Here is a 12,736-nt window from a genome sequence, read left to right as displayed (position 1 = left end):
GTCCCGCCTCGCGGTTCCGCGAAGCGCAGCGCGTCCCACCTTGATCGCTCGGGGTGGCGCATCCCGTCTCGCTGACCGGGGGGGTGCTTCCTGCCTTGCTGGTTCGGGGGGTGGGTTCCGTCTCGGTGGTTCGGGGGGTGCGTCCCGTGTTCGTCGCTCGGGGTGGCGCATCCTGTCCCGCTGACCGGGGGGGGGTGCTTCCTGCCTGGCCGGTCCGGGTAGTGCGTCCCGCCCTCACCGCTCCGGACGGCGCGCCTCGTCCCGCCTCTCCGGGCCACGCATCTCCACCCGGGATCCGTCGGTCGGCCGGGGGATCGCGGCATGGGCGGTCCCTGCCTCGGCGTCACGGCCCGCGAGGTGGGCCTGGAGCCTCAGGTGCCGGAACTCGAAGTACGCCCCGGACCGGCGCAGCACCCCGCGTCGGTGGGCGTCCTCCAGGAACGCCATCAGCCGCCACGGCAGCCGCCCCGTCGCCGCCAGCCACACCCGGGCCACCGTGAACCGGCCCCAGGCGCTCAGCGCGAGCGCCGCCGTGCCCAGGGGAAGCCACAACTGGGTTCCGACGTGCACCAGTCCGCCCCAGTCGCCGGGCAGCGCCACCACCGGCACACTGACCCCGGCGACGACCAGCGCGACCAGACCGCCGCGGGTGAGGGAGGCGGTGCGGTCCGTGCGCAAGGAGGAACCGGGACCGGTCGCCCGCATGACGTCCGACGGCACGCTCAGCGCCCGGTAGACCCCGCACACCGAGCCGCCGACCACGCCGATCAGCACCCCGGCCGCCAGCAGCGGCGGCAGACACCGGGCGGCCACACCCAGCACCGGCCCCTGGGCCAGCCAGGGACGTGCCGCGTCCGGCAGCAGGGACCGCAGATTCGCCGCGTACGCCACCGTCGTCCGGCCCGCTGTCTCCCGGGCCTCCGTCTCCCAGCCCTTCGTGTCATGGGCCGCTGTCTCCCGGCCGTCCATCTCACGGCCTCTCGTGTCCCGCGCCCCTGTTTCCCGGCCCTGCGTCTGCCGACCCTCTGTGTCCCGCGCCCCTGTCTCCCGGCCCTGCGTCTCCCGGCCCTCCGCGCCCCGCGCCCCCCGCGCTCCCACCCCTGTCCCCCCACCGACCAGTGTCAGCCGGACCACCACCACCCCGTCCCGCGCCTCGAACTCGGTGCGGCGGGACGTGAAGGCGACGCACCTGCGGTCGTGCAGCAGCGGCATCGTGCAGTCGGGCGGAGCCGCACCCGCGGGGTAGGCGATCGGCCGTGCCCCGTCGCCGGGGAGCAGCAGCGTGCCGTGTTGCGGCCGGTCGGTGACGGCCGTACGGACCCCGTCGCGCGCCGCGAACCGCCAGCCGTCGATCCGCTGCCCGGCCAGATCCGCCGTCGGCCGAGCCTTCACCGCGGTCACCGCGACGGCGGCGACCCCCGCGGCCGAGCAGGCGCTGACGCCCACCAGCAGCGAGGCCGCGGTGCCCCGGACCAGCCCCGAGGCGAACCGGCGCGCGATGTGCCCGCGGCGAGGCGGACGCGCACCGCTCTGCCCGGCCCGGTGGCTCCCGCTCAGCAGCAGCGCGGTGCCGGCCGCCGCACAGGCGGTGCCGACGAGCGCGGTCCAGGGGCTGCCGGTCCGGCCGAGCAGCACACCGCCCGTCGCGCCCGCCCCGCCCACCAGCAGCACCCCTCCGCAGACCCGTGCCACCGCCCGCCCCGCCGCACCGCTCCAGGGCAGCCCGAGCGGCACCGGCCGCTGCGGCAGCCCGGCGATCCCGAAGAACAGGGTGAACAGCAGGGAGAACAGACAGCCGCCCAGCAGGTCCGGGACCCAACCGTCGGTCACCCCGCCGAAGCGGAAACCGAACCGCAGGTCGTCCACCCAGGCGAAGCCGGTCCACAACAGCGCGCTCACCGCCGAGGTCAGCGCCGTCAGCCGGAGCAGGAAGCGCGGGCCGGGGCGGTCGTCGCCGGACGGCAGCAGACACGCCACACCGAAGGCGAAGCCCAGCGTCTGCCCGGCCAGCGTGGCGACCAACGACACGAGGTCCTCCACCCCCGCCAGATCGCCCGCCGCCCGCGCGAGGGCGACCGGCAGCAACAGGGCCGACAGCACGGCCAGCGACAGCAGGCCCGGCGCGTACACCCGAAGGGCCCGCGGCAGCAGCAGGTCCAGCTCCCACCACGCCAGCCGCCCGGTGTCCCGATCCTGGAGCGACCGCGCCAGCAGCCCGAGCCCCCGCACCGCCTCGGTGCCGGCCCGCGCCCCCGCCGGGGCGTACGCGGCGGGCACGAACGCGCCGAGCAGGTGCTCCTCCACGGCACCCGGCGTCGGGAAGCGTTCCGTGTCGAGCAGTTCGGCCGGATCGCGGGAGGTGTCCCCGTACACCGCGCGTGCCAGCGACACCATCAGGGGGGTGGTGAGGGCCATCGCCACCGGATGCCGCGCGCTGAGCCGCCGTAGGACCGGGGTCCACACGGTGACCGGTGCGCCGTCCCCCGGGTGCAGCGGGCGGGCCGTACGCTCCAGATGGGCACCGGCCCGGTCGAGGTCCAGCGGCAGCAGTTCGACCACCTCGGCGGCGGTCAGGACGTCACCTTCGGCCACCGCGGCCGCCCACGCCTCGCTGCGGCTGGTGAGGAGCAACGGCAGGTCGTCGTCCAGCCCCTCGTTGACCCGGCGGACCGCCTCGCCGTAGGAGAGCCGGGCCAGTTCGTCGAAGCCGTCCAGGACCGGCAGCACGAGACCCGCGTCGAGCAGCGTCCGTGCGAGGGTGCGGCGCCCGTCCACCGGGGCGGCCAGCGGCCGGTAGTCGGCGGCGAGCCGGTCCGCGAGCCACTCGCGCAACCCGGTCCGCACCGGGTCCCAGCCCGCCAGCGGAAAGATCACCGGCACCGGCCCGCCGGGCCCCCGCGCGGCCAGCCGGTCCAGCACGAACCGCACGGTCAGCACGCTCTTCCCGGCCCCGGGGCCGCCCAGCACCACCAGCCGCCGGCCCGGCAGCGCGGCGAACGAACCGGTCATGTCCTCGATCCGGCAGTCCCGCGGGGCGGGCAGCGGCCGGGCCCGCCGGATGTTCTGCGGATGGTCGGCCAGGCGCCGGTCGGCGGGTACCCACTGCACGTCGAGGGGGACCGGATCCTGAAGGCGCCGTAACCGCGCCTCGGCCGCCCATTGCTCGCGTACGGCGTCGGCGAGGGCGTCGGCGGCCCGGTGCCGCTGCTCCTCCGCGGACCGCGCGGACGGGCCGTCCTCGGCGCGCAGGAAGTCGGCCACCAGTGCCACCACGGACACGAAGGCGCCGATGGCCGAGACCAGGACGCCCGCCGTGGCCGCGTCCCGCCACCAGTGACGCAGGACGGCGGCCAGCGCGACCAGGGTGCCTCCGCAGACCACCAGTCCCACGCGCAGCCGGACCCGCCCACCGTGCCAACTGCCTCGCATATGCCAGCTCCCCATGACCGTGCCACGCCGAAGCCTCCCGTTCTAGCGGCCGGCCGCAGCACGAACGGGCTGTTCGAAACACGTGTGAGGGAGCGCGTGGGTGTGTTCAGGGGGCGGGCGGGAGCTCGGCGGACAGCACACGATAAGAGGGACGCCCCCGCATGGCGAACGGGACACCCGCGCATGGCGAACGGGGGCACCCGCGCATGGCGAAGGGAACACCCGCGCACGGCGAAGGGGACGCTCCCGTCCGGGAGACGTCCCCTTCGCGTCGTGCGTCGGCCCCGCGCGGGACCTACTTCTTGTCGAGCAGGTCCTGCACCTTCGCGCGGACCTCGTCCGTGGCGAGCCCCCGGATCGTCAGCGTCGTACGGCGGCGCAGGACGTCGTCCTGGGTCTCCGCCCACTCGTTGTCCCGGGCGTAGACGACCTGCGCCCAGATCTCCGGGGCGTCGGGGTGCACCCGCTCGCCCAGCTCGGGGTTCTCGTTGGCCAGCCGGGCGATGTCGAAGGCCAGCGAACCGTAGTGCGTCGCCAGGTGCTTCGCCGTGTCGGCGGCCATGCGCGGACCCGGCGCCGGGTTGTCGACCAGGAGCCGATGCGCGACCGCGCGCGGGTTGGCCACACCGGGCAGCGGGAGCTTCTTCGGCAGGGAGGAGATCGGCTCGTAGTCGTCGCCCAGCGGAGCGCCCGGCAGCGCCTCCAGCTTCTGCATGACCGTACGGCCGATGTGCCGGAACGTCGTCCACTTGCCGCCCGCGACGGACAGCATCCCGCCCCGGCCCTCCGTGACCACGGTCTCCCGCTTGGCCTTCGCGGTGTCGCCGGGACCGCCCGGCAGCACGCGCAGACCGGCGAAGGCGTAGGTGATGAGGTCCCGGTCGAGCTGCTGGTCGCGGATGGAGAACGCGGCCTCGTCGAGTATCTGGGCCGTGTCCTTCTCGGTGACCGAGACGTCCGCCGGGTCGCCCTCGAACTCCTCGTCCGTGGTGCCGAGGAGCAGCATGTCCTCCCACGGCAGCGCGAAGGTGATCCGGTACTTGTCGATCGGCGTCGCCAGCGCGGCCCGCCACGGCGCGGTCCGCTTCAGGACCAGGTGCGCGCCCTTGGACAGGCGGATCGAGGGCGCCGCGTTCGGGTCCTCCATCTTGCGCAGGTGGTCCACCCACGGGCCGGTGGCGTTGAGTACCAGCCGGGCGTTGACGCCGAACTCGTCGCCGGACTGCCGGTCGCGCAGGTCCGCGCCCGTCACCCGGCCCTTGGTGAACCGCAGCCCGGTCACCTCGGCGTGGTTGAGCACGACCGCGCCCGCCTCGACGGCCGCGCGGACCGTCATCAGCGCCATGCGCGCGTCGTTCATCTGGTCGTCGCCGTACACGGCCACGGCCTTGAGGTTGTCGGTGCGCAGCTCCGGCACGTCCTGCGCCGCCTTCGCGGGGGACAGGAGGTGGCCGACGCCGTCACCGAACGCGGAGAGCGCGGAGTAGGCGAAGACGCCCGCCCCGAGCTTCGCCGCGCCGTGCGGCCCGCCCTTGTACACGGGGAGGTAGAAGGTGAGCGGGTTCGCCAGGTGGGGGGCCACCTGGCGGGAGACCGCACGGCGCTCGAAGTGGTTCTCCGCCACCAGCTTCACCGCGCCGGTCTGCAGATAGCGCAGACCGCCGTGGAGCAGCTTGGAGGAGGCGGAGGAGGTGGCGCCGGCGAAGTCGCCGGCGTCGACCAGGGCCACCCTCAGGCCGGACTGCGCGGCGTGCCAGGCGGTGGAGATGCCCAGGATGCCGCCGCCGATCACGAGAAGGTCGTACGACGCCTTGGCGAGCTGCTCCCGGGTCTCGGCGCGGCTCGGGTTGGAGCCGGAGGCCGGGCGCGTACCGAGGGCAGGCACGGACTGGAGGGTGGACTGACTGGTCATGTGGGGTTCTTACTCCTCTTCAGAGCTGTAGAGGGGGGTGTTTCTCTCAGCTCTCGTCCTCGAGCCAGCCCATGGTCCGCTCGACGGCCTTGAGCCAGCTCTTGTACTCACGGTCGCGGGTGTCCGCGTCCATGCGGGGGGTCCACTCGGCGGCCCGGCGCCAGTTGGCGCGCAGGTCGTCGGTGCTGGTCCAGAAGCCGACGGCGAGACCGGCGGCGTAGGCGGCACCGAGGCAGGTCGTCTCGGCGACCATCGGACGGACCACGGGGGCGTCCAGGAAGTCCGAGAGGGTCTGCATCAGCAGGTTGTTGGAGGTCATGCCGCCGTCGACCTTGAGAGCCGCGAGCTCCACGCCCGAGTCCTTGGTCATGGCGTCCGTGATCTCACGGGTCTGCCACGCGGTGGCCTCCAGGACGGCACGCGCGAGGTGCGCCTTGGTGACGTAGCGGGTCAGACCGGCGATCACACCGCGCGCGTCGGAGCGCCAGTACGGGGCGAACAGACCGGAGAAGGCCGGCACGAAGTAGGCGCCGCCGTTGTCCTCGACGGAGAGCGCGAGCGTCTCGATCTCGGCGGCGGTGGAGATCAGGCCCATCTGGTCGCGCATCCACTGCACCAGCGAACCGGTGACCGCGATCGAGCCCTCCAGGGCGTAGACCGGCTTGTCGTCACCGATGCGGTAGCCGACGGTGGTGAGCAGACCGCTGTACGAGTTGATGATCTTCTCGCCGGTGTTCATCAGCATGAACGTGCCGGTGCCGTACGTCGACTTGGCCTCGCCCTCGGCGAAACAGGTCTGGCCGAACAGGGCCGCCTGCTGGTCACCGAGCGCCGAGGCGACCGGGATGCCGCCGAGCAGGTCGCCCAGCTTGCCGCCGGTGACCTCGCCGTAGACCTCGGCGGAGGAGCGGATCTCCGGGAGCATCGACAGCGGCACGCCGATGGACTCGGCGATCTTCTCGTCCCACTCCAGCGTGTGGAGGTTCATCAGCATGGTGCGGGAGGCGTTGGTGACGTCGGTGTAGTGCTTGCCGCCGTCGACACCACCGGTCAGGTTCCAGATGACCCAGGTGTCCATGGTGCCGAAGAGGATGTCGCCGCGCTCGGCGCGCTCGCGCAGACCCTCGACGTTGTCGAGCAGCCAGCGGGCCTTCGGGCCGGCGAAGTAGGAGGCGAGGGGGAGGCCCGTCTCGCGGCGGAAGCGGTCCTGGCCGACGTTGCGGCCGAGCTCCTTGCACAGGGCGTCGGTGCGGGTGTCCTGCCAGACGATGGCGTTGTGGACGGGCTCACCGGTGTTCTTGTCCCACAGCAGCGTGGTCTCACGCTGGTTGGTGATACCGATGGCCTTGATGTCGTCACGGGTGATGCCGGCCTTCTGGATGGCCCCGGCGACGACCTCCTGGACGTTGGTCCAGATCTCGTTGGCGTTGTGCTCGACCCAGCCCGGCTTCGGGAAGATCTGCTCGTGCTCCTTCTGGTCGACCGAGACGATACGGCCGTCCTTGTCGAAGACGATGCAGCGGCTGGAGGTGGTGCCCTGGTCGATGGCGGCGATGAAGGGGCCGGCGGTGTGGGCGTCGGTCACTGTGTGCTCCTGGGGTTCCGTGGGTGGGAGGGGACGTTCTACCGGTGCTTTAAGCAAAAGCGACGTTGTAGATGCCTGCGGCGATCGCACCGCCGATCAGCGGACCGACGATCGGAACCCAGGCGTAGCCCCAGTCGGAGCCACCCTTGTTGGGCAGGGGCAGGAGGGCGTGCACGATGCGCGGACCGAGGTCACGGGCCGGGTTGATCGCGTAACCGGTCGGGCCACCGAGGGACAGACCGATGGAGACGACGACCAGTGCGGTGATGAGGGCGCCGAGGGTGCCCAGGCCCTTGCCGTCGCCGTTGAGGCCCTGGGTGAGGACGGCGAGCACCAGCACGATGGTGCCGATGACCTCGGTGGCGACGTTCTGCCAGGCGACGCGGACCTCGGGGCCGGTGGAGAAGATGCCCAGGACCGGGCCCGCGCCCTTCTCCTGCGCCTCGACGGCCTTGGCCGTGGTGGCCTGCGCGCCCGGAGCGCCGACGATCTCCTTGTCGGTGAGGTGCGCGTGGAACTGGCCGTAGTAGGCGATCCAGACCAGTGCCGCACCGATCATGGCGCCGAGCAGCTGCCCGCCCCAGTAGATCGGGACGTCACTCCAGGAGATGCCGTCCTTCTTGAGCGCGAGCGCCAGGGTCACGGCCGGGTTGAGGTGGGCGCCCGAGAGCGGCGCCGAGGTGTAGACGGCCGTCAGAACGGCGAAACCCCACCCGAAGGTGATGGCGAGCCAGCCGGCGTTGCGCGCCTTGGAGGCCTTCAGCGTCACGGCGGCGCAGACGCCTCCGCCGAGCAGGATGAGTATGGCGGTACCGATGGTCTCGCCGATGAAGATGTCGGAGCTGGACACCCGCGACTCCTTTGTCCTTCGTCCAGGGGACCGAACCCCGGGTCCCTCCGGAGGTTCGAGCTGCCCTCGGGGGTGAGAGCGATGCCGGCCCTTGGCGTTGTCACACTCTAGCGCGTATTGCCGGTAGGTGTTCGACAATGCCGACCGATGGACGGGAGTCTTGCTCCGGGGTTACACGCACGTCAAGGGTTCTGTAGTCGAAAACACGATCGTTATTGATACCTGTGTGCCAACGATCTTGTTCTGGTGTTTTGTGCCGTTGTGTCAGGTTACGACTGAGGGCCGGTACGTCGCCCGACGAACCGGCCCTTCTTGCGGTCCTCAGGACCGCTTCTCACGCAGGGCTCAGAACCGCCCCGCCCCCAGGTCCCGCGACACCGCGCGGGCGCAGTCCCGTACGGCCGCGATCAGCTCCGGACGCAGCTCACCGTCCCGGCACAGCCGCTCCACGGCCCCGGTGATGCCCACCGCGCCGACCGGCATGCGCCGCCGGTCGTGGATGGGCGCGGCGATGGACGCCACGCCCTCCCAGGTCTCCTCGACGTCCGCCGCGTACCCACGCGCGCGCGTGATGTCGAGGATCTGCTCGAACTCCTCCAGCTCACACACGGTCCGGTCGGTGAACGGCTTGCGGTCGCTCTCCAGTGCCTCGCTGTGCGCCACCGGGTCGTACGCCGACAGCACCTTGCCCAGCGCCGTGCAGTGCAGCGGCTGCATCGCCCCGATCTCCAGCACCTGCCGGCTGTCGTCGGGCCGGAAGACGTGGTGCACGATCAGCACGCCCTGCTGGTGCAGCACGCCCAGATGCACGCTCTCGCCGCTGGAGCGGGCCAGGTCGTCGGTCCACACCAGCGCACGCGCGCGCAGCTCGTGGACGTCGAGATAGGTGGTGCCCAGGCGCAGCAGCTCGGCGCCCAGCTGGTACCGCCCCGAGGCCTCGTCCTGCTCCACGAACCCCTCCGCCTGGAGGGTGCGCAGGATGCCGTGCGCGGTGCCCTTGGCCAGGTCCAGGGACGAGGCGATGTCCGACAGGCCGAGTCTCCGCTCGCCGCCCGCGAGGAGCCGCAGCATCGCGGCCGCCCGTTCGAGCGACTGGATGTTCCGTGCCATCGCCGTTCTGCCTCCGTCCCCTTCGACAGCCGACTGTTGACGGCGTCGCTGCCATTGTTACGGCTGTACTGCCGCCGTTCGGCAATGTCGAACACTACCGGTCGATGCCGACCTCCCGCTAATGGTCGGTCGGCATCTGTTGCGTCACTGGTATCCCGCCGGTGACCTGCCCGCCACCCCCGTCCGTCCCATGGACGTGCCGACCATCCTCGCCGGGACCCGGCTACCCTGGCGTGGTGCGCCCGGCGTGGGACGACTCGCGGGCGCCTGAAGCCGACAGCCGTCGCAACTGAGGGAGCCCCTTCATGGCCTCGTCGCCACTGACCCCTTCCGCCGACAGCCGGACCCGTGTGTCCGCGCTCCGCGAGGCGCTCGCCACCAGAGTGGTGGTCGCCGACGGAGCGATGGGCACCATGCTGCAGGCCCAGGACCCCACACTCGAGGACTTCGAGAACCTCGAGGGCTGCAACGAGATCTTGAACCTCACGCGCCCGGACATCGTCCGTTCGGTCCACGAGGAGTACTTCGACGCGGGCGTGGACTGCGTCGAGACCAACACCTTCGGTGCGAACCACGCGGCACTGGCCGAGTACGACATCCCCGAGCGGGTGTACGAGCTGTCCGAGGCGGGCGCCCGTATCGCCCGCGAGACCGCCGACGCCTACGGTGCCAGGGACGGCCGCCAGCGCTGGGTGCTGGGCTCCATCGGCCCCGGCACCAAGCTGCCCACGCTCGGCCACATCGACTACACCACGATCCGTGACGCGTTCCAGAAGAACGCCGAGGGGCTGATCGCGGGCGGCGCCGACGCCCTGATCGTGGAGACCACCCAGGACCTGCTCCAGACCAAGGCCGCCGTCATCGGTGCCCAGCGCGCCCGTCAGCTCTCCGGCCTGGACCTGCCGATCGTCGTCTCCGTGACCGTCGAGACCACCGGCACCATGCTGCTGGGCTCCGAGATCGGCGCCGCGCTCACCGCGCTGGAGCCGCTCGGCATCGACATGATCGGCATGAACTGCGCCACCGGCCCGGCCGAGATGAGCGAGCACCTGCGCTACCTGGCGCGGCACTCCCGCATCCCGCTGTCGTGCATGCCGAACGCGGGCCTGCCGGTGCTCGGCAAGAACGGCGCCACCTACCCCCTCACCCCGCCGGAGCTGGCGGACGCCCACGAGACCTTCGTCCGCGACTACGGCCTGTCCCTGGTCGGCGGCTGCTGTGGCACCACCCCCGAGCACCTGCGCCAGCTGGTCGAGCGGGTCCGCGACGTCACCCCGACCGAGCGCGACCCCCGCCCCGAGCCCGGCGCCGCCTCCCTCTACCAGACCGTCCCCTTCCGTCAGGACACCTCCTACCTGGCGATCGGCGAGCGCACCAACGCCAACGGCTCGAAGAAGTTCCGCGAGGCCATGCTGGAGGCCCGCTGGGACGACTGTGTGGAGATGGCGCGCGAGCAGATCCGCGAGGGCGCCCACATGCTGGACCTCTGCGTGGACTACGTCGGCCGGGACGGCGTCGCCGACATGAAGGAGCTGGCCGGCCGCTTCGCCACCGCCTCCACCCTGCCGATCGTGCTGGACTCCACCGAGGTCCCCGTCATCCAGGCCGGCCTCGAGAAGCTCGGTGGCCGCGCGGTCATCAACTCCGTCAACTACGAGGACGGCGACGGCCCCGAGTCCCGCTTCGCGAAGGTCACCAAGCTCGCCCGGGAGCACGGCGCCGCCCTGATCGCGCTGACCATCGACGAGGAGGGCCAGGCCCGTACCCCGGAGACCAAGGTCGCCATCGCCGAGCGGCTGATCGAGGACCTGACGACCAACTGGGGCATCCACGAGTCGGACATCCTCATCGACACCCTGACCTTCACCATCTGCACCGGTCAGGAGGAGTCCCGCAAGGACGGCATCGCCACCATCGAGGCGATCCGCGAACTCAAGCGCCGCCACCCGGACGTCCAGACCACGCTGGGCCTGTCGAACATCTCCTTCGGCCTCAACCCGGCCGCCCGCATCCTGCTCAACTCGGTCTTCCTCGACGAGTGCGTCAAGGCGGGCCTGGACTCGGCGATCGTCCACGCGTCGAAGATCCTCCCCATCGCCCGCTTCAGCGAGGAAGAGGTGCAGACGGCCCTCGACCTCATCTACGACCGCCGCGGCGAGGGCTACGACCCCCTCCAGAAGCTGATGGCCCTGTTCGAGGGCGCCACCGCCAAGTCGCTGAAGGCGGGCAAGGCCGAGGAGCTGGCCGCGCTCCCGCTGGAGGAGCGCCTCAAGCGCCGCATCATCGACGGCGAGAAGAACGGCCTGGAGGCCGACCTGGACGCGGCCCTCCAGGACCGCCCCGCCCTCGACATCGTCAACGACACCCTCCTGGACGGCATGAAGGTCGTCGGCGAGCTCTTCGGCTCCGGCCAGATGCAGCTGCCCTTCGTCCTCCAGTCCGCCGAGGTCATGAAGACCGCGGTCGCCTACCTCGAACCGCACATGGAGAAGGTCGAGGGCGACGAGGCCGGCAAGGGCACCATCGTGCTGGCCACCGTCCGCGGCGACGTCCACGACATCGGCAAGAACCTCGTCGACATCATCCTGTCCAACAACGGCTACAACGTCGTCAACCTCGGCATCAAGCAGCCGGTCTCCGCGATCCTGGACGCCGCCGCCGAGCACCGCGCCGACGTCATCGGCATGTCCGGCCTGCTGGTCAAGTCCACGGTGATCATGAAGGAGAACCTGGAGGAGCTCAACCAGCGCGGCCTCGCCGCCGACTTCCCGGTCATCCTCGGCGGAGCCGCCCTGACAAGGGCGTACGTCGAACAGGACCTGCACGAGATCTACGAGGGCGAAGTCCGCTACGCCCGCGACGCGTTCGAGGGACTGCGCCTCATGGACGCCCTCATCGGCGTCAAGCGCGGCGTGCCCGGCGCCAAGCTGCCCGAACTCAAGCAGCGCCGGGTGCGCGCCGGCGCCGTGACCGTGGAGGAGGAGCGGCCCGAGGAGGGGCACGTCCGCTCCGACGTGGCCACCGACAACCCGGTGCCCACCCCGCCGTTCTGGGACACCCGCGTCATCAAGGGCATCCAGCTCAAGGAGTACGCCTCCTGGCTCGACGAGGGCGCCCTGTTCAAGGGCCAGTGGGGGCTCAAGCAGGCCCGCACCGGCGAGGGACCGACGTACGAGGAGCTCGTCGAGACCGATGGCCGGCCCCGGCTGCGCGGCCTCCTCGACCAGCTCCAGACCGAGAACCTCCTCGAAGCCGCCGTCGTCTACGGCTACTTCCCGTGCGTGTCCAAGGACGACGACCTGATCATCCTGGACGAGGAGGGCAACGAGCGCACCCGCTTCACCTTCCCGCGCCAGCGCCGCGGCCGCCGGCTCTGCCTCGCCGACTTCTTCCGCCCCGAGGAGTCGGGGGAGACCGACGTGGTCGGCCTCCAGGTCGTCACCGTCGGCTCGCGCATCGGGGAGCGGACCGCCAAGCTCTTCGAGGCCAACGCCTACCGCGACTACCTCGAACTGCACGGCCTGTCCGTCCAGTTGGCCGAGGCGCTCGCCGAGTACTGGCACGCGCGCGTGCGCTCGGAGCTCGGCTTCTCCGGCGAGGACCCGAACGAGATCGAGGACATGTTCGCCCTGAAGTACCGGGGCGCCCGCTTCTCCCTCGGCTACGGCGCCTGCCCCAACCTGGAGGACCGGGCCAAGATCGCCGACCTGCTCCAGCCCGAGCGCATCGGCGTCCACCTCAGCGAGGAGTTCCAGCTCCACCCCGAGCAGTCCACCGACGCCATCGTCATCCACCACCCGGAGGCGAAGTACTTCAACGCCCGCTGAAGCCGCTCACCGAGTCGCCGGTC

6 protein-coding genes are annotated in these 12,736 nt (G+C 71.5%); 1 reads left to right on the top strand and 5 read right to left on the bottom strand.

The features are described 5' to 3' along the window. Positions 1 to 234: 234 nt before the first annotated feature. The 5 genes from AC2XR2_RS08510 to AC2XR2_RS08490 form a co-directional block, all read right to left on the bottom strand. Complete coding sequence (locus tag AC2XR2_RS08510) at positions 235 to 3,429, bottom strand: NACHT domain-containing protein (protein WP_491514693.1); 3,195 nt, start codon at positions 3,427 to 3,429, stop codon at positions 235 to 237. 295 nt (positions 3,430 to 3,724) lie between these two features. After that, positions 3,725 to 5,341: a glycerol-3-phosphate dehydrogenase/oxidase gene (locus tag AC2XR2_RS08505; RefSeq protein WP_330268028.1), complete on the bottom strand. Its 1,617-nt coding sequence runs from the start codon at positions 5,339 to 5,341 to the stop codon at positions 3,725 to 3,727. Positions 5,342 to 5,387: 46 nt separating this feature from the next. Then, entirely contained in the window at positions 5,388 to 6,926 is a 1,539-nt protein-coding gene (glpK, locus tag AC2XR2_RS08500) for a glycerol kinase GlpK (protein WP_381306031.1), read from the bottom strand. 49 nt (positions 6,927 to 6,975) lie between these two features. Further along, positions 6,976 to 7,776, bottom strand: coding sequence for an MIP/aquaporin family protein (locus tag AC2XR2_RS08495; protein WP_330268030.1), 801 nt, complete (start codon positions 7,774 to 7,776; stop codon positions 6,976 to 6,978). 345 nt (positions 7,777 to 8,121) lie between these two features. Next, positions 8,122 to 8,886 (bottom strand): IclR family transcriptional regulator, encoded by a 765-nt coding sequence (locus tag AC2XR2_RS08490; protein ID WP_330268031.1) that lies wholly within the window; start codon positions 8,884 to 8,886, stop codon positions 8,122 to 8,124. 305 nt (positions 8,887 to 9,191) lie between these two features. Between AC2XR2_RS08490 and metH the strand changes: the two genes are divergently transcribed. Then, positions 9,192 to 12,713 (top strand): methionine synthase, encoded by a 3,522-nt coding sequence (gene metH, locus AC2XR2_RS08485; RefSeq protein ID WP_449350109.1) that lies wholly within the window; start codon positions 9,192 to 9,194, stop codon positions 12,711 to 12,713. The last annotated feature ends 23 nt before the right edge of the window (positions 12,714 to 12,736 follow it).

It is taken from the genome of Streptomyces sp. LS-MS-L19 (assembly GCF_058382285.1).
Note: the sequence above shows the minus strand (reverse complement) of the source record. Positions and strands in the feature narration are given on the sequence as shown.

Coding starts and splice junctions, on each gene's coding strand:
- AC2XR2_RS08505 (WP_330268028.1), bottom strand. CDS start 5,341: ATGACCAGTCAGTCCACCCTCCAGTCCGTGCCTGCCCTCGGTACGCGC.
- metH (WP_449350109.1), top strand. CDS start 9,192: ATGGCCTCGTCGCCACTGACCCCTTCCGCCGACAGCCGGACCCGTGTG.
- AC2XR2_RS08510 (WP_491514693.1), bottom strand. CDS start 3,429: ATGCGAGGCAGTTGGCACGGTGGGCGGGTCCGGCTGCGCGTGGGACTG.
- AC2XR2_RS08490 (WP_330268031.1), bottom strand. CDS start 8,886: ATGGCACGGAACATCCAGTCGCTCGAACGGGCGGCCGCGATGCTGCGG.